This is a genomic window from Streptomyces himastatinicus ATCC 53653, from assembly GCF_000158915.1.
In the GTDB taxonomy this organism is placed as follows: Bacteria; Actinomycetota; Actinomycetes; order Streptomycetales; family Streptomycetaceae; genus Streptomyces; species Streptomyces himastatinicus.
Genome location: NZ_GG657754.1, coordinates 7,821,337 through 7,838,370 on the forward strand (window position 1 = coordinate 7,821,337; position 17,034 = coordinate 7,838,370).

Sequence of the window (17,034 nt, forward strand, 5' to 3'; positions counted from 1 at the left end):
CCTGCCGGTCGTCCCGGAGCGCTATCAGCCCAAGCTCAAGCTGCTCACCCGCGGCGCCGAGCTGCCCACCGAGGAGGAGATCGCCGAGAACCGCCGCGCCGCCCCGGCCCGCTTCCGGGGCGCGGAGCGCATCCGCGAGGACGCGCTATGACCCGGGCCCCGGCGCCGGTGTCGCCCGTACCGGGCGCGGTCACGGCCAGGCGGGCGCCCTTCGTGCTGCTCGTCGTGATCCTGCTCGGCTCCGGCCTGATCGCGCTGCTGCTGCTGAACTCCTCCCTCAACCAGGGGTCGTTCGAGCTGAGCAAGCTGGAGAAGCAGACCGACGAGCTGAGCGACGAACGCCAGTCGCTCCAGCAGGAGGTCGACCAGCTCTCCGCCCCCGGCGCGCTGGAGCAGCGCGCCCAGGAGCTGGGCATGGTGCCCGGCGGCAGCCCGGCGTTCCTCAACCCGGACGGCTCGGTGGCGGGGGTGCCCGCACCGGCCACCGGGCAGCCCTCGGTGGCGCACGCCCCCGGCCCGCTGCCCCCGCTCGTGCTCGACCCCACCCCGGCGCCGGCCCCGGCGGCCTCCGCCGCGGCGTCCGCCCCGGCCCCGGCCGTCCTGCCGTCGGCGAGCCCGCTGACCCCGGCGGCCGGCACCGGCGCCCCGACCACCCCGGCCCCTGGCAGGTGACACGGTGACGCGACCCCAGGACCCCCGCCGACGGGTGCCCGGCCCGGCGGCGCCGCGCGGCGACCGCGACCGCCGCCCGCGCCAGGGGGCGCAGCGACGGCCCGGTGAGCGCGGCCCGCGCCCCGGCGCGCAGCGCGGCGAGCGCCCCGGGGGCGCTCCGGCGCAGCTGCGGCTGGGCAGCCCGCGCCCCCGGCTGCGGCTGATCAGCCTCGGGCTCACCCTCGTCATGCTGGCCTTCGTCGTACGGCTGCTCCAGGTGCAGGCCGTGGACGCCTCCGCGTACGCCGCCAAGGCCAACGTCAACCGCTACATCCCGGTGAAGCTGTCCGCGGAGCGCGGGTCCATCACCGACCGCGACGGCGTCAACCTGGCCACCACCGTGGATGCGTACGACATCACGGCCGCCCCCGATCTGCTCACCCCGCGCAACGCCAAGATGAAGGACGCGCCCCGTCAGGCGGCCGCCCTCCTCGCGCCGATCCTCGGCAAGAACGAGGCGGACCTGGAGAAGAAGCTCACCGACAACCCGAAGTCGCAGTACGTCGTGCTGGCCCGGCAGCAGAGCCCGCGGGTCTGGAACCAGATCAAGGACCTGAAGAACAACCTGGACGACGCCGCGGCCAAGGGCAAGGGCACCAACGTCCTCGCCGGGGTCAACCGGGAGTCGCACAGCAAGCGGGTCTACCCGGGCGGCGACCTCGCCGCCGGGATCCTGGGCTTCGTGGGCGCCGACGGGCGCGGCGCAGCGGGGATCGAGCAGCAGCTGAACAAGAAGCTCGCGGGCAAGGACGGCAAGCGCGTCTACGCCCAGTCCGGCGGCCATCAGGTGCCCACCGGGGACGTCAGCGAGAAGCCCGCGGTGCCCGGCAACGACGTCGAGCTGACGATCGACCGCGACATCCAGTGGGCGGCCCAGAGCGCCATCTCCGACCAGGTGAAGAAGTCGCAGGCGGACCGAGGCTACGTCGTCGTCCAGGACACCCGCACCGGTCGGCTGCTGGCCATGGCCAACGCCCCCGGCTTCGACCCCAACGACATCTCCACCGCGGACGGCGACGCCCTCGGCAACGCCGCCGTCTCCGACGCGTACGAACCGGGCAGCGTCAGCAAGCTGATGTCGATGGCCGCCGTCCTCCAGGAGGGCGCCGCCCGCTGGAACACCCAGGTGGAGGTCCCGAACCGGCTGCCGCGCGCGGGCCGCGCCTTCGCCGACGACATCGACCACCCCACCTGGTACCTCACGCTCAACGGGGTGCTCGCCAAGTCCAGCAACATCGGCACCATCCTCGCCACCGAGCAGCTGGGCAAGACCGAGAAGCAGAAGAACCGGATCCTCTACTCCTACCTGCGGCAGTTCGGCATCGGACAGCCCACCGGGCTCGGCCTCCCCGGCGAGACCCCGGGCATCCTGGCCAAGCCGCAGAGCTGGAGCCCGACGCAGGGCTACACCATCCCCTTCGGCCAGGGCCTGTCGCTCAACGCCGTCCAGGCGGCCTCCGTCTACTCCACCGTCGCCAACGGCGGCCAGCGCATCGCCCCCAGCCTGGTGCGCGGCACCAGGGGCCCCGGCGGCGACTTCACCCCCGCGCCCGAGCCCAAGAAGACCCGCGTGGTGAGCCCGAAGACCGCGAAGACGCTCGCCGAGATGCTCGAATCGGTCGTGGACAACCAGGAGGGCACCGGCACCAAGGCGAAGATCCCCGGCTATCTGGTGGCGGGCAAGACCGGCACCTCCAACCGCGTGGACCCGAAGAGCGGCCGTTACCACGGATACACCGCTTCGTTCGCCGGTTTCGCACCTGCGGACAAACCGCGCCTGACGGTCTACTGTGCGGTGCAGAATCCGACCAGGGGCAGCTATTTCGGCGGGCAGGTCTGCGGTCCGGTCTACAAGAAGGTCATGGAGTTCGCGCTCAAGTCGCTCCAGGTCCCGCCGACCGGGAAGCAGCCCAAGCGGCTTCCCGTGAGCTACAGCCCGGGCCAGTGAGCGGGTCCAGCCGTGACGACGATCACGCCGGAGCCCGGGAACCGGGGCCCGGTGCGCCGCTGCTCCGACGCCGGATTTCGCGACGGAGCGGGTGGGCCGGGTACGCTCACCGCCGTGCCCCAAGCTGATCAGTCTCAAACCCCTCAGAAGGACGTTTCTGTGGAATACCCGGGAGCGCCCCGCCCTCTCCAGGTCCGGCCCGTCCCGCTCGCGGAGCTGGCGGATCAGCTGGGCGTCGATGCCTCCGGAGTCCCGGCCGAGGCCGCGGTCACCGGTATCACCCATGACTCGCGCGCCGTGCGCCCGGGCGACGTGTACGCCGCGCTGTCCGGCGCCCGGCTGCACGGCGCGGACTTCGCCGCCCAGGCCGCCGACCTCGGCGCGGCCGCCGTGCTGACCGACCCGGACGGCGCCGAGCGCGCCGCCGCCACCGGTCTGCCGGTCCTGGTCGTGGACAACCCGCGCGGCCGGATGGGCGCGCTGGCCGCCACGATCTACGACGAGCCGGGCCACAGCCTGCTCCAGATCGGCATCACCGGCACCTCCGGCAAGACCACCACCGCCTACCTCGTCGACGGCGGGCTCAGGGCCGCCGCGGAGAAGGCCGCAGGCGGTCCCACGGGGCTCATCGGCACCGTCGAGATGCGCATCGGCGACGAGCGCATCAAATCCGAGCGCACCACGCCCGAGGCCACCGACCTCCAGGCGCTGTTCGCGGTGATGCGCGAACGCGACGTCCACTCGGTCGTCATGGAGGTCTCCAGCCACGCCCTGGTCCTCGGCCGCGTCGACGGCTGCGTCTTCGACGTCGCCGTCTTCAACAACCTCTCCCCGGAGCACATGGAGTTCCACTCGGGGATGGAGGACTACTTCCAGGCCAAGGCCCAGCTGTTCACCAAGGCCCGCAGCCGGGCCGGAGTGATCAACTACGACGACGAGTACGGCCGCCGGCTCATCGAGGAGTCCGAGGTCCCGGTGACCACCTTCTCCGCCGAGGGCCACCCCGACGCCCACTGGCGCGCCGCGGACGTCGAGGTGGGCCCGCTGGGCTCGACCTTCACCGCGATCGGCCCGAACGGCGAGACCGTACGGGCCGCCGCCCCCATCGCCGGCCCGTTCAACGTCGCCAACGCGCTCGCCGCCCTCGTCGCGCTCGCCGTCGCCGGGATCGACCCGCAGACGGCCGCGGACGGCATCGGCGCCGTCCCCGGCGTCCCCGGCCGGCTGGAGCGCGTCGACGTGGGCCAGCCGTACCTCGCCGTGGTCGACTACGCCCACAAGACCGACGCCGTGGAGTCGGTGCTGCGCGCCCTGCGCAAGGTCACCGACGGCAAGCTGCACGCCGTCCTCGGCTGCGGCGGCGACCGCGACCGGCTCAAGCGCGGCCCGATGGGCTCCGCGGTCGCCCGGTACGCCGACACGGCCGTACTGACCTCCGACAACCCGCGCTCCGAGGACCCGCTCGCCATCCTCGCCGCGATGCTCGCGGGCGCCGCCGAGGTGCCCTCGCACGAGCGCGGCGACGTCCTGGTCGAGGAGGACCGGGAGAACGCCATCGCCGCCGCCGTCGCCCGCGCGGAACCCGGCGATACCGTGATCGTCGCGGGCAAGGGCCATGAGCAGGGCCAGGACATCGCCGGGGTGATTCGCGCCTTCGACGACCGCCAGGTCCTGCGGGAAGCCATCGAGCTCAGCGAGCGAGCCAAGGGGCGCGGTCCGCAACGCCCCGAGGCGAGCGAACCGCACGGGCACACACCTCAAGACAACCAGGGATGACAGACCGCCATGCGCGCACCAGCCCCCTCCAGGCAGCTCTCCCGCACGGCCGGAGGTGATCAGTGATCCCACTGTCCCTCACCGAGATCACCGGCCTCGTCGGTGGGCAGCCGCACGACATACCGGACCCTGACCTGAAGGTCACAGGACCCGTCGTGATCGACTCCCGCGAGGTGCGGCCCGGGAGCCTGTTCGCCGCGCTCCCCGGCGAGCACGTGGACGGCCACGACTACGCGCGCGGCGCGGTCGAGGCGGGCGCGGTGGCGGTCCTGGCCACCCGCCCGGTCTCCACACCGGACGCCCCGGTTCCGGCGCTCGTCGTCCCCGACGTCGTCGCCGCCATGGGCGCGATCGCCCGCGCCGTCGTCGAGCGGCTGGGCACCACCGTGGTCGCGCTCACCGGCTCCGCCGGGAAGACCAGCACCAAGGACCTCATCGCCCAGCTGCTCCAGCGGCACGGCCCGACCGTGTGGACGCACGGCTCGTTCAACAACGAGATCGGGCTGCCGCTCACCGCGCTGCGCGCCGATACGACGACCCAGCACCTGGTGCTGGAGATGGGCGCCCGAGGCAAGGGGCACATCCGTTATCTGACGGACCTCACCCCGCCCCGCATCGGGCTCGTCCTCAACGTCGGCACCGCGCACATCGGGGAGTTCGGCGGCCGCGAGCAGATCGCCGAGGCCAAGGGCGAACTGGTCGAGGCGCTGCCCTCCGCCGAGGACGGCGGGGTGGCGGTGCTCAACGCCGACGACCCCCTGGTGCGCGCCATGGCGTCCCGTACGAAGGCCCGTACCGTCCTGTTCGGCGAGGCCGGGGACGCCCACGTACGTGCCTCGAATGTCCGGCTTGCCGACGGTGGCCGCCCCGCCTTCACGCTTCACACCCCTACCGGGTGCGGTGACGTGACCATGCGCCTGTACGGTGAGCACCACGTGTCGAACGCGCTCGCCGCGGCCGCCGTCGCCCATGAGACGGGCATGTCCGTCGACGAGATCGCCGTGGCGCTCTCCGAAGCGGGTCAGCTCTCCCGCTGGCGGATGGAGGTCACCGAGCGCTCGGACGGCGTGACGGTCGTCAATGACGCCTACAACGCGAACCCCGAGTCCATGCGAGCCGCGCTGCGCGCGCTGGCCGCGATGGGCGCCGCAACACCGGGGCGTCGCACGTGGGCGGTGCTGGGCCCGATGGCCGAGCTGGGCGATGAGTCACTGGCCGAGCACGACGCGGTCGGACGGCTGGCCGTCCGGCTCAACGTCAGCAAGCTCGTGGCGGTCGGCGGCCGGGAGGCCGCGTGGCTGGACATGGGCGCCAAGAACGAGGGTTCGTGGGGTGAGGAGTCGGTGCACGTGTCCGACGTGCGGGCAGCGGTCGATCTGCTGCGGAGCGAGCTGCGACCGGGGGACGTCGTGTTGGTGAAGGCATCCAGGTCGGTCGGCCTGGAGCAACTCGCGCAGGCGTTGCTCGAGGGTGAGGTCGCCGGGCGATGACCATGGGGCAGACCCTCCTCGCCGGTGGCCTCGCCGCGGGAGAAGAACACGTAGGCGCCATGAGGCAGATCCTCTTCTCCGGGGCCATCGGTCTCTTTCTGACCCTGATCGGCACCCCGCTGCTGATCAAGCTGCTCGCCCGCAAGGGCTACGGCCAGTACATCCGCGACGACGGCCCGCGGACGCACGGCAGCAAGAAGGGCACGCCCACCATGGGCGGTATCTCCTTCATCCTGGCCACACTGATCGCCTACGCGGTGACGAAGGTGATCACGGGCAGCCAGCCCACCTTCTCCGGTGTGCTGGTGCTCTTCCTGTTCGCCGGCATGGGCCTGGTCGGCTTCCTCGACGACTACATCAAGATCGTCAAGCAACGCAGCCTGGGCCTGCGGGCCAAGGCCAAGATGGCCGGTCAGCTGATCGTCGGTGTCGCCTTCGCGATCCTCGCGCTGAACTTCGCCGACGCCCGCCAGCAGACCCCGGCCTCCGACCGGCTCTCCTTCGTCCAGGACTTCGGCTGGTCCTTCGGCCCGGTGATCTTCGCGATCTGGGCGCTGTTCATGATCCTCGCGATGTCGAACGGCGTGAACCTCACCGACGGCCTGGACGGCCTGGCCACCGGCGCCTCCGTGATGGTCTTCGGCGCCTACACCTTCATCGGCGTCTGGCAGTACCAGGAGTCGTGCGCCAACGCGCAGACCCTCACCAACCCCTCGTCCTGCTTCGAGGTGCGCGACCCGCTCGACCTCGCCGTCGTCGCCTCCGCCCTGATGGGCGCCTGCTTCGGCTTCCTGTGGTGGAACACCTCGCCCGCCAAGATCTTCATGGGGGACACCGGCTCGCTGGCGCTCGGCGGCGGCCTCGCGGGGCTCGCCATCTGCTCCCGCACCGAGCTGCTGATGGCCGTCCTCGGCGGTCTGTTCGTCCTGATCACCCTGTCCGTGGTCATCCAGGTCGGCTCGTTCCGGCTCACCGGGCGCCGGGTCTTCCGGATGGCGCCACTCCAGCACCACTTCGAACTCAAGGGCTGGAGCGAAGTGCTGGTGGTGGTCCGGTTCTGGATCATCCAGGGCATGTGCGTGATCGTCGGACTCGGCATCTTCTACGCGGGCTGGCGGGCTTCGTGACCATCGACGTCACCGACCTCGCCGGACGGCATGTCACCGTCGCCGGACTCGGCGTCTCCGGGGTCCCCGCAGCGCGTGCGCTGCGGGGCCTCGGGGCCACGGTGACCGTCGTCAACGGAAGCGACGGAGAGCCCCAGCGCGCCCAGGCGGCCGAACTGGAGCCGCTCGGCATCACGGTCCGGCTCGGCGACGGGACTGCGTCCAATAGCGGCTCCGCCGCGGGCCTCCCCGAGGGCACCGAGCTGATCGTCACCACACCCGGCTGGAAGCCCACCAGCCCGCTCTTCCTGGCCGCCGAGAAGGCGGGCGTCCCGGTGTGGGGCGACGTGGAGCTGGCCTGGCGGCTGCGCGGCCCGGACTCCCCGCCCTGGCTCGCGGTCACCGGCACCAACGGCAAGACCACCACCGTGCGCATGCTGGCCTCCATCCTGGAGGCGGCCGGGCTGCGCACCGCCGCCGTCGGCAACATCGGCGTCTCGCTCCTGGACATCGTGCTGGGTGAGACGCCGTACGACGTGCTCGCCGTCGAGCTGTCCAGCTACCAGCTGCACTGGGCGCCCTCGCTGCGCGCCCACTCGGGCGCGGTGCTCAACCTCGCCCCCGACCACCTCGACTGGCACGGCTCCATGGCGGCGTACGCGGCCGACAAGGGCCGGATCTACGAGGGCAACCAGGTCGCCTGCGTCTACAACGCCGCCGACCCCGCCACCGAGGACCTGGTCCGGGCCGCCGACGTCGAGGAGGGCTGCCGGGCGATCGGCTTCACTCTCGGCACCCCCGGCCCCTCGCAGCTCGGCGTCGTCGAGAACATCCTGGTCGACCGGGCCTTCGTCACCAACCGGCAGAAGAGCGCCCAGGAGCTGGCCGAGGTCGCCGACGTCAACCCGCCCGCGCCGCACAACATCGCCAACGCGCTCGCCGCCGCGGCCCTGGCCCGCGCCTACGGCGTGCCGCCCCAGGCCGTACGGGACGGGCTGCGCGCCTTCCGCCCGGACCCGCACCGGGTCGAGCACGTCGCGGACGTCGAGGGCGTGAGTTACGTGGACGACTCCAAGGCGACCAACACCCACGCCGCCGAGGCGTCGTTGGGCGCGTACGAGCACATCGTGTGGGTCGCTGGCGGGCTCGCCAAGGGAGCCACCTTCGACGAGCTGGTGCTCGCCGCCGCCCCGCGGCTGCGCGGGGCGGTGCTGATCGGCGCCGACCGCGCCCTGATCCGGGAAGCGCTCGCGCGACACGCAGCGGATGTCCCGGTCGTGGACCTCGACCGGACCGACACTGGGGCGATGGCAGCGGCTGTCCGGGAAGCGGCCCGGCTCGCCCGGCCGGGCGATACCGTCCTTCTGGCCCCCGCCTGCGCCTCGATGGACATGTTCACCAACTACAACAAGCGGGGCGACGCCTTCGCCGCGGCGGTTCACGACCTGGCCTCGGGCCCGGTCACGGACGAGCAGTAGCCCGCAGGTCCCCCGCGAGGACCACCGCTCGCGCGGAGAACCTGGAGGGGATTCGACATGACGCCTGACCAGCCCGCCGCGCCGCGGTCCCGGCAGGCCGGAGCAGCCACCGGCCGCCCCGGGCCGCGGGCTGGCGGCGCCGCGCGGCCCCGGCCCGCCGCGCGGGGCGGTGAGCGGTCCGCGGCACCTGCCCGGCCCCAGGGCGGCCGCGGCAAGGCTCCGGCCGCGCCCCCCGAGGGAAAGGGCAAGGCGGACAAGGGCAGGACGGGCAGGGCCAGGGCGGACAAGGCCAGGGCCGACGAGGCCGCGGCGGCCAGGGCCGCAGCAGGGAAGGGCCGTCCGAGCCCGCCGAGGGCCCCCCGCCGCCCGGTGATCCGGGCACCCCGCCGTCCCTCCAGGGGCAGCGTGCTGGACGCGCTGCGGGGCACACAGCAGCGCGCCAAGAAGGCCTGGGACCGGCCGCTCACCGCGTACTACCTGATCCTCGGCGGCGCCGCGCTGATCACCGTGCTGGGTCTGGTGATGGTCTACTCCGCCTCCCAGATCAAGGCGCTCCAGTCGGGCCTGGCGCCGTCGTACTTCTTCCGCAAACAGCTCTTCGCGGCGGCGCTCGGCGCCGCGCTGATGCTGCTGGCCGTGCGCATGCCGATCAAGCTGCACCGCGCCTTCGCCTATCCGCTGCTGGCCGCCTCGGTCTTTCTGATGTGCCTGGTCCAGGTGCCGGGGATAGGGATTTCGGTCAACGGCAACCAGAACTGGATCTCCTTCGGCGGTCCGTTCATGCTCCAGCCGAGCGAGTTCGGCAAGCTCGCGCTCGTCCTGTGGGGCGCCGATCTGCTGGCCCGCAAGCAGGACAAGCGGCTGCTCACGCAGTGGAAGCACCTTCTGGTGCCGCTCGTCCCGGCGGCGGCCCTGCTGCTCGGGATGATCATGCTCGGCGGCGACATGGGCACCGCGATCATCCTCACGGCGATCCTTTTCGGCCTGCTTTGGCTGGCGGGCGCCCCCACCCGGCTCTTCGCGGGCGTACTCGCCTTCGCCGGAGTGATCGGCATTCTGCTGATCAAGACCAGCGCCAACCGGATGTCCCGGCTCGCCTGCATCGGCGCCACCGAGCCCGGAGCCAACGATCAGTGCTGGCAGGCGGTGCATGGGATCTATGCTCTGGCCAACGGCGGATGGTTCGGCTCCGGACTCGGTGCATCCATGGAGAAATGGGGCGAACTCCCCGAACCGCACACCGACTTCATCTTCGCCATTACCGGGGAGGAACTCGGCCTGGCGGGGACGCTGTCGGTGCTCGTCCTCTTCGCGGCTCTAGGCTATGCGGGTATCCGCGTGGCCGGACGCACGGAGGACCCCTTCGTGAGGTACGCCGCGGGAGGCGTGACCACCTGGATCACGGCCCAGGCCGTGATCAACATCGGTGCGGTGCTCGGTCTGCTGCCGATCGCCGGGGTTCCGCTCCCGCTGTTCTCCTACGGAGGGTCCGCCCTGCTGCCGACCATGTTCGCCGTAGGTCTGCTGATCGCCTTCGCACGGGCCGAGCCCGCTGCACGGGCGGCACTGGCCATGCGGCAGCCTGCTTTGCGGAAGAAGCTGGCTCGGGTGAGACGGAAGACGATGAGACGGCGCGTCAAGGAACGGCCGTCCGGAGAGCGGTGAATTTCGGTGCATGTCGTACTCGCCGGTGGGGGGACCGCCGGCCACATCGAGCCCGCGCTCGCCCTCGCGGACGCCCTGCGGAGGCAGGATCCGACCGTGGGGATCACGGCGCTCGGCACGGAGCGCGGGCTGGAGACCCGCCTCGTGCCAGAGCGCGGCTACGAACTCGGGCTGATCCCCGCCGTTCCGCTGCCACGCAAACCCACACCCGAGCTGATCACCGTCCCCGGGCGGCTGCGCGGCACCATCAAGGCCGCCGAGCAGATCCTTGAGCGCACCAAGGCCGACTGCGTGGTCGGTTTCGGCGGCTATGTGGCCCTGCCCGGCTATCTGGCCGCCAAGCGGCTGGGCGTGCCGATCATCGTCCACGAGGCCAACGCCCGGCCCGGGCTCGCCAACAAGATCGGCTCCCGCTACGCCACGTCCGTCGGGGTCTCCACCCCGGACAGCAAGCTCCGGGGCGCCCGCTACGTGGGTATCCCGCTGCGCCGCTCCATCGCCACCCTGGACCGGGCCGCGGTCCGCCCCGAGGCGCGCGCGGCCTTCGGTCTCGACCAGAACCTGCCGACGCTGCTGGTCTCCGGCGGTTCGCAGGGTGCGCGCCGGCTGAACGAGGTGGTCCAGCGGGTCGCGCCGTTCCTCCAGCGGGCCGGAATCCAGGTCCTCCACGCGGTCGGCCCGAAAAACGAACTGCCGCATGTGGACAACATGCCCGGAATGCCGCCCTATATCCCGGTACCGTACGTGGACCGGATGGACCTCGCGTACGCCGCGGCCGACATGATGCTCTGCCGCGCGGGCGCGATGACCGTCGCCGAGCTGTCCGCCGTCGGGCTCCCGGCCGCCTACGTCCCGCTGCCCATCGGCAACGGCGAGCAGCGGCTCAACGCCCAGCCGTTGGTCAAGGCGGGCGGCGGACTGCTGGTCGACGACGCCGAACTGACGCCCGAATGGGTGCAGAGCAATGTGCTCCCGGTGCTCGGCGACCCGCACCGGCTGTACGAGATGTCGCGGCGCGCCGCCGATTTCGGCCGCCGGGACGCCGACGAGCTGCTGGTCGGCATGGTGTACGAGGCAATCGCGGCACGCCGCCAGGCGTGAGAAGGCAGGGAGCGTGGCCGGACCGACGACCGCCGAGAGCGGCGCCCGCAGGACGTCGCCGTCCGGCCCGCCCCCGCGCATCTTCGCGGCGCGGCGCAGGTTCCGCCTGCCCCGCCGCCGCACCCTGGTGATCGCCGCCGTGGCCGCCGCCCTGCTGGGCGGCGGGACCGGCTGGCTGCTGTACGGGTCGAGCTGGCTGCGGGCCGAGCGGGTGGCGGTCACCGGCGCGGACGTGCTCACCCAGGATGAGGTCCGCGAGGCCGCGGACGTCCCGCTGGACACCCCCCTGGTCGCCGTGGACACCGGTGCGATCGGGGACCGGCTGCGCGACCGGCTGCCGCGGATAGCAAAAGTGGACGTATCCCGGTCATGGCCGCACACCATCAGTCTTGATGTGACGGAGCGCAAGGCCGAAGTGATTGTCGAAGAGGGCGGGAAGTTCCGCGAAGTGGACGCCGATGGCGTGCGGTTCTCCCGTCTGGCCAAGCGGCCGAAGGGCGTTCCGCTGCTCGAAATGGAGCCGGACCGGTCGCCGAGTTCACGCCATTTCGGCCCGTCGCGGTTGCGCCGCGAGGCCGTCGGGGTAGTCGTCGAGCTCCCGGCGAAGGTCCGTGCGGACATGCGCTCGGTCCGGGTCCGCTCGTACGACTCGATCACTCTGGAGCTCAGCCGGAGCCGTACGGTTGCCTGGGGGAGCGATGAGCGCGGAGCCGCGAAGGCGAAGGCGCTCACGGCGCTCATGAAAGCGCGGCCCGACGCCGGTCACTTCGACGTCAGCGCGCCGAGCGCGCCCGCGGTGTCCCGCAGTTGACGGGGATACCAGCAGGCCAGCACCCTGGTTGGCTAGCCCACTGGGTGATCACATAGGGTGAAAAGAAAAGCGGTCGGTTCGGCGTGTTCATTGAACGCGCGCCACTTGTCGACTTAGTGTCCTGTTCCGAAGACTCCGGGAAACAGAGGCACTGGTAACCCTAAACTTCAGCGTTAGGGTTGGGGTCGGCAATCGGAACCGTCCCATTCGGCATCAGTCGGCGCACCGCGACAACAGCGGGGTGACGACACGTAACTCGAGGCGAGAGGCCTTCGACGTGGCAGCACCGCAGAACTACCTCGCAGTCATCAAGGTCGTCGGCATCGGCGGCGGTGGCGTGAATGCCATCAACCGGATGATCGAGGTCGGGCTCAAGGGCGTCGAGTTCATCGCGATCAACACCGATGCGCAGGCCCTGCTGATGAGTGACGCGGACGTCAAGCTCGACGTCGGCCGCGAGCTCACGCGTGGACTGGGCGCCGGCGCCAACCCCGATGTCGGCCGCAAGGCCGCCGAGGACCACCGCGAGGAGATCGAGGAGGTCCTCAAGGGGGCCGACATGGTCTTCGTGACCGCGGGCGAAGGCGGCGGCACCGGCACCGGCGGCGCACCCGTCGTCGCCAACATCGCCCGGTCGCTCGGCGCACTGACGATCGGTGTGGTCACCCGTCCGTTCACCTTCGAGGGCCGCCGTCGCGCCAATCAGGCCGAGGACGGTATCGCGGGTCTGCGCGACGAGGTCGACACCCTCATCGTCATTCCGAACGACCGGCTCCTGTCGATTTCCGACCGTCAGGTGAGCGTGCTCGACGCGTTCAAGTCGGCGGACCAGGTGCTGCTGTCGGGTGTTCAGGGCATCACCGACCTCATCACCACCCCCGGTCTGATCAACCTCGACTTCGCGGACGTCAAGTCCGTGATGTCCGAGGCGGGATCGGCGCTCATGGGCATCGGCTCGGCGCGCGGCGACGACCGCGCGGTGGCCGCCGCCGAGATGGCGATCTCCTCGCCACTGCTGGAGGCGTCGATCGACGGCGCCCGGGGCGTGCTGCTGTCCATCTCGGGCGGCTCCGACCTCGGTCTGTTCGAGATCAACGAGGCCGCCCAGCTGGTGAGCGAGGCCGCCCACCCCGAGGCCAACATCATCTTCGGCGCGGTCATCGACGACGCGCTCGGCGACGAGGTCCGGGTCACCGTGATCGCGGCGGGCTTCGACGGCGGTCAGCCGCCCGCGAAGAACCAGAACCGCGACAAGGTGCTGGGCTCGTACAACGGTGGCCGCGAGGAGAGCGCCGGCGGCCAGGCTCCCCGTCAGTCGGCCCCGGAGCCCGGCCGTCCGTCCTTCGGCGGCCTCGGCAGCGTCACTCCGCGTGAGGAGGAGCCCGCCCCGGCGGAGCCCGCTCCGGTCGCCGAGGTCCCGCCGCCGCCCCCGGTTTCCACTCCGCAGGTCCCGCCGGCCCGTCCCTACCAGGACAGCCAGGCCGAGGAGCTGGACGTGCCGGACTTCCTGAAGTGAGCCCGCTGCCATGGCTCCACGGCGACCCTGAAGCGATCCAGAAGTGATAGCGCAACAGCACGACGCGAGCGGCGCGCACTTCGCCTTCACCGACCGGTGGGGCGGGGTGAGCGCCGCTCCGTATGACGAGCTCAACCTCGGCGGGGCGGTCGGCGACGACCCCCAGGCCGTACGGACCAACCGCGAACTGGCCGCCAAGGCGCTCGGCCTGGACCCGTCGGCCGTCGTCTGGATGAACCAGGTGCACGGCCGGGACGTGGCCGTGGTCGAGGGTCCCTGGGCGACCGGTGAGATCCCGGCCGTGGACGCGGTGGTGACATCGCGTCGGGGGCTCGCCCTCGCCGTCCTCACCGCCGACTGCACTCCGGTGCTGCTGGCCGACCCGGTCGCCGGTGTCGCCGGTGCCGCGCACGCGGGACGGCCCGGGCTGGTCGCCGGGGTGGTCCCGGCGGTGGTCGAGGCGATGACGGCTCAGGGTGCCGACCCGGCCCGGATCGTGGCCCGAACCGGACCCTCCGTTTGCGGCCGGTGCTACGAGGTCCCCGCGGACATGCGCACCGAGGTCGCCGGGACGGTGCCCGAGTCCTGGGCCGAGACCAGCTGGGGCACCCCGGCGGTGGACGTGGCGGCCGGAGTGCGGGCCCAACTCGCCCGCGCCGGTGTGGAGATGGATGGAGAATCTCACATCTGCACGCTGGAATCGGCGGACCACTTCTCGTACCGGCGCGACCGCACCACGGGGCGGCTCGCGAGCTATGTCTGGTTGGACGGCTGAGCTGTGACGGATCGCAAGACGGAACTGGCCGCGAACCTGGCGACGGTGGAGGAACGTATCTCTGCCGCCTGCGCCGCCGCCGGTCGCAAGCGCGAAGAGGTGACCCTGATCGTGGTCACCAAGACGTATCCGGCGAGCGATGTCCGTTTGCTCGCGGAACTCGGCGTCCGGCACGTCGCGGAGAACCGTGATCAGGAGGCCGCTCCCAAAGCTGCGGAATGCGCTGATCTGCCACTGATCTGGCATTTTGTCGGGCAATTGCAGACCAATAAGGTGCGTTCTGTATGTAGTTATGCAGATGTGGTGCAATCGGTTGATCGCAAGCGATTGGTCGACGCGCTCTCGGGTGCGGCCGTGGGGGCCGCGCGCGAGCTGGGTGTCCTGATTCAAGTGGCGCTCGACGTGGACTCCGGGGAGCGGGGTCAGCGCGGCGGCGTCGGTCCGGACGGAGTGGGCGCGCTCGCCGAGGCCGTGGCCGCGGCCGACGGGTTGCGGCTGGACGGCCTGATGACCGTCGCGCCGCTGGCCGGGCCCTACGCGGACCAGCCGCGGGCGGCGTTCGGCCGGTTGATGGAAATCTCATCCGGCCTGCGCGTGGCTCATCCGGCTGCGAACATGGTCTCCGCGGGAATGAGCTCAGATCTGGAAGAAGCGGTTGCGGCGGGAGCGACACATGTGCGCGTCGGCACCGCGGTACTCGGAGTCCGACCCAGGCTCCGGTAACGTCGCGAAGAAGTCGGACCACAGCAGAAAATATGGTCATTCCCGTCAAAAGACGGGCAGGCCACGTGGATCCAGGGCATCCGGTGGCGGAGCCGATCCACCACAGAGCGGAGGACGCAGAGAATGGCCGGCGCGATGCGCAAGATGGCGGTCTACCTCGGCCTCGTGGAGGACGATGGGTACGACGGCCGGGGGTTCGACCCCGACGACGAATTCGAGCCCGAGCCGGAGCCTGAGCGGGAGCGTCGGCGTCATCCGGCAGCGGAGACCGAACCGCGACCGGAGAGGGGTGAATCTGTGCGAGTCGTCCACCCCCCCGCACAGCGTGAACCGGCTCCGCTTGTGACGGAAAGCAGACAACCCGCGCGAATTGCCCCCGTGGCGTCTATCACACCTGAACGTCAGAACTTGGAGAAGAACGCACCGGTGATCATGCCCAAGGTTGTGTCCGAGCGGGAGCCGTACCGCATCACCACACTGCACCCCCGGACCTACAACGAGGCCCGTACTATCGGGGAACACTTCCGTGAGGGCACCCCGGTGATCATGAATCTGACGGAGATGGACGACACGGACGCGAAGCGACTTGTCGACTTTGCCGCCGGACTCGTCTTCGGTCTCCATGGGAGCATTGAGCGAGTGACGCAGAAGGTGTTCCTGTTGTCTCCTGCTAACGTCGATGTCACGGCGGAGGACAAGGCCCGTATCGCAGAGGGCGGGTTCTTCAACCAGAGCTGAGACGCAACACGGCAACACCGAGTCATCCGAGGCCGCAAGGCCGCGTACGAAACAGGGGAGAGGGACGCGCGAGATGAGCATCGCACTACAGGTGATCTACATCGCGCTGTACTGCTTCCTGATCGTGCTGATCTTCCGGCTGGTGATGGACTATGTCTTCCAGTTCGCACGCTCGTGGCAACCCGGTAGGGCGATGGTGGTCATCCTCGAGGCCACCTACACTGTGACCGATCCGCCACTCAAGCTGCTGCGGCGGGTCATCCCGCCGTTGCGTCTCGGGGGTGTGGCGCTCGACCTGTCCTTCTTCGTGCTGATGATCATCGTCTGGATCCTGATCACCGTCGTGAGCAATTTTGCGAGCAGGGTGTGAACGATACGGTCTTGCCGATTGCCGACGACTACGTTGAGGTGAAGTAGAGATGCCGTTGACCCCCGAGGACGTGCGGAACAAGCAGTTCACGACCGTCCGCCTCCGAGAAGGCTATGACGAGGACGAGGTCGATGCCTTCCTCGATGAGGTCGAAGCCGAACTGACCCGGCTGCTGCGGGAGAACGAGGACCTGCGCGCCAAGCTGGCCGCAGCCACGCGGGCCGCCGCACAGAGTCAGCAGCAGCAAGGCATGCGCAAACCTCCGGAACAGCAGGAGCGACCCGGCGCCCCTGTTCCCGCCGCCATATCCGGACCGCCGCAGCAGCAGGGCCAGCCCGGCCCGCCGCAGCAGCAGCAACAGCAGCAGCAGATGGGCGGCCCGCCCCAGCTTCCGGGCGGTGCCCCGCAGCTGCCGGCCGGACCGATGGGCCAGAACGGCCCCGGCCCGATGGGTCAGGGCGGTCCCGGTGGGCCCGGCGGCCCTGGTGGTCCCGGTGGCCCCGGCGGTCCCGGTCCGATGGGGCAGAACGGCCCGATGGGTCCCGGCGGGCCCATGGGTGGCCCGATGGGCGGCCCCGGTGGTCCCGGCGGCCCGCAGCTGCCGCAGCCGGGTCAGGGCCCGGGCGGCGACAGCGCCGCGCGCGTGCTCTCGCTTGCGCAGCAGACCGCCGACCAGGCGATCGCGGAGGCCCGTTCCGAGGCCAACAAGATCGTCGGCGAGGCCCGCAGCCGCGCCGAGGGTCTGGAGCGTGACGCCCGCGCCAAGGCGGACGCGCTGGAGCGGGACGCGCAGGAGAAGCACCGTGTCGCGATGGGCTCCCTGGAG

The 17,034-nt window shown here is 71.1% G+C and carries 16 protein-coding genes; all 16 read left to right on the forward strand.

The window, feature by feature from the left end:
- Positions 1 to 151: 16S rRNA (cytosine(1402)-N(4))-methyltransferase (gene mraW, locus SSOG_RS49240; protein ID WP_078510457.1), on the forward strand; the 151-nt coding region annotated here is incomplete at its 5' end.
- Complete coding sequence (gene ftsL / locus SSOG_RS54145) at positions 148 to 672, forward strand: cell division protein FtsL (protein ID WP_039939279.1); 525 nt, start codon at positions 148 to 150, stop codon at positions 670 to 672. The genes mraW and ftsL, both read left to right, overlap by 4 nt.
- A gap of 4 nt (positions 673 to 676) precedes the next feature.
- A complete protein-coding gene (locus tag SSOG_RS33280; RefSeq protein ID WP_039939280.1) occupies positions 677 to 2,659 on the forward strand; it encodes a peptidoglycan D,D-transpeptidase FtsI family protein in 1,983 nt (660 codons plus the stop codon).
- A gap of 12 nt (positions 2,660 to 2,671) precedes the next feature.
- Positions 2,672 to 4,435: a UDP-N-acetylmuramoyl-L-alanyl-D-glutamate--2,6-diaminopimelate ligase gene (locus tag SSOG_RS33285; RefSeq protein WP_078510458.1), complete on the forward strand. Its 1,764-nt coding sequence runs from the start codon at positions 2,672 to 2,674 to the stop codon at positions 4,433 to 4,435.
- Between the two features lie 62 nt (positions 4,436 to 4,497).
- Positions 4,498 to 5,925 carry a UDP-N-acetylmuramoyl-tripeptide--D-alanyl-D-alanine ligase gene (locus SSOG_RS33290; protein ID WP_009718657.1) on the forward strand — a complete coding sequence of 476 codons (1,428 nt, stop codon included), beginning with the start codon at positions 4,498 to 4,500 and terminating at the stop codon, positions 5,923 to 5,925.
- Positions 5,926 to 5,984: 59 nt separating this feature from the next.
- The gene (mraY, locus tag SSOG_RS33295) at positions 5,985 to 7,052 is read left to right on the forward strand and encodes a phospho-N-acetylmuramoyl-pentapeptide-transferase (RefSeq protein WP_009718658.1); all 1,068 of its coding nucleotides are present in this window, start codon (positions 5,985 to 5,987) and stop codon (positions 7,050 to 7,052) included.
- On the forward strand, positions 7,049 to 8,509 hold the full coding sequence (gene murD, locus SSOG_RS33300; RefSeq protein ID WP_009718659.1) for a UDP-N-acetylmuramoyl-L-alanine--D-glutamate ligase: 1,461 nt from the start codon (positions 7,049 to 7,051) through the stop codon (positions 8,507 to 8,509). The genes mraY and murD overlap by 4 nt, the downstream gene beginning before the upstream one ends.
- 57 nt (positions 8,510 to 8,566) lie before the next feature.
- Positions 8,567 to 10,174 carry a putative lipid II flippase FtsW gene (ftsW, locus tag SSOG_RS33305; protein WP_106516498.1) on the forward strand — a complete coding sequence of 536 codons (1,608 nt, stop codon included), beginning with the start codon at positions 8,567 to 8,569 and terminating at the stop codon, positions 10,172 to 10,174.
- Between the two features lie 6 nt (positions 10,175 to 10,180).
- Positions 10,181 to 11,275 carry an undecaprenyldiphospho-muramoylpentapeptide beta-N-acetylglucosaminyltransferase gene (murG, locus tag SSOG_RS33310; protein ID WP_009718661.1) on the forward strand — a complete coding sequence of 365 codons (1,095 nt, stop codon included), beginning with the start codon at positions 10,181 to 10,183 and terminating at the stop codon, positions 11,273 to 11,275.
- Between the two features lie 13 nt (positions 11,276 to 11,288).
- Positions 11,289 to 12,086, forward strand: a complete 798-nt coding sequence (locus SSOG_RS33315) for a cell division protein FtsQ/DivIB (protein WP_009718662.1) — start codon at positions 11,289 to 11,291, stop codon at positions 12,084 to 12,086.
- Positions 12,087 to 12,363: 277 nt separating this feature from the next.
- Complete coding sequence (gene ftsZ, locus SSOG_RS33320; RefSeq protein WP_009718663.1) at positions 12,364 to 13,602, forward strand: cell division protein FtsZ; 1,239 nt, start codon at positions 12,364 to 12,366, stop codon at positions 13,600 to 13,602.
- Positions 13,603 to 13,645: 43 nt separating this feature from the next.
- Positions 13,646 to 14,377: a peptidoglycan editing factor PgeF gene (pgeF, locus tag SSOG_RS33325; RefSeq protein WP_009718664.1), complete on the forward strand. Its 732-nt coding sequence runs from the start codon at positions 13,646 to 13,648 to the stop codon at positions 14,375 to 14,377.
- Between the two features lie 3 nt (positions 14,378 to 14,380).
- Positions 14,381 to 15,100, forward strand: coding sequence for a YggS family pyridoxal phosphate-dependent enzyme (locus SSOG_RS33330; RefSeq protein ID WP_009718665.1), 720 nt, complete (start codon positions 14,381 to 14,383; stop codon positions 15,098 to 15,100).
- A 123-nt stretch (positions 15,101 to 15,223) separates the two neighbouring features.
- Positions 15,224 to 15,838, forward strand: a complete 615-nt coding sequence (locus SSOG_RS33335) for a cell division protein SepF (RefSeq protein WP_009718666.1) — start codon at positions 15,224 to 15,226, stop codon at positions 15,836 to 15,838.
- Between the two features lie 73 nt (positions 15,839 to 15,911).
- Positions 15,912 to 16,208: a YggT family protein gene (locus SSOG_RS33340; RefSeq protein ID WP_009718667.1), complete on the forward strand. Its 297-nt coding sequence runs from the start codon at positions 15,912 to 15,914 to the stop codon at positions 16,206 to 16,208.
- A gap of 49 nt (positions 16,209 to 16,257) precedes the next feature.
- The coding region (locus tag SSOG_RS49245) for a DivIVA domain-containing protein (RefSeq protein WP_009718668.1) at positions 16,258 to 17,034 on the forward strand (777 nt) is incomplete at its 3' end.

Excerpts from the sequence above, each read along its gene's own strand:
- ftsL (WP_039939279.1), top strand. The coding sequence starts at position 148 with ATGACCCGGGCCCCGGCGCCGGTGTCGCCCGTACCGGGCGCGGTCACG.
- mraY (WP_009718658.1), top strand. The coding sequence starts at position 5,985 with ATGAGGCAGATCCTCTTCTCCGGGGCCATCGGTCTCTTTCTGACCCTG.
- ftsW (WP_106516498.1), top strand. The coding sequence starts at position 8,567 with ATGACGCCTGACCAGCCCGCCGCGCCGCGGTCCCGGCAGGCCGGAGCA.
- SSOG_RS33335 (WP_009718666.1), top strand. The coding sequence starts at position 15,224 with ATGGCCGGCGCGATGCGCAAGATGGCGGTCTACCTCGGCCTCGTGGAG.
- SSOG_RS33340 (WP_009718667.1), top strand. The coding sequence starts at position 15,912 with ATGAGCATCGCACTACAGGTGATCTACATCGCGCTGTACTGCTTCCTG.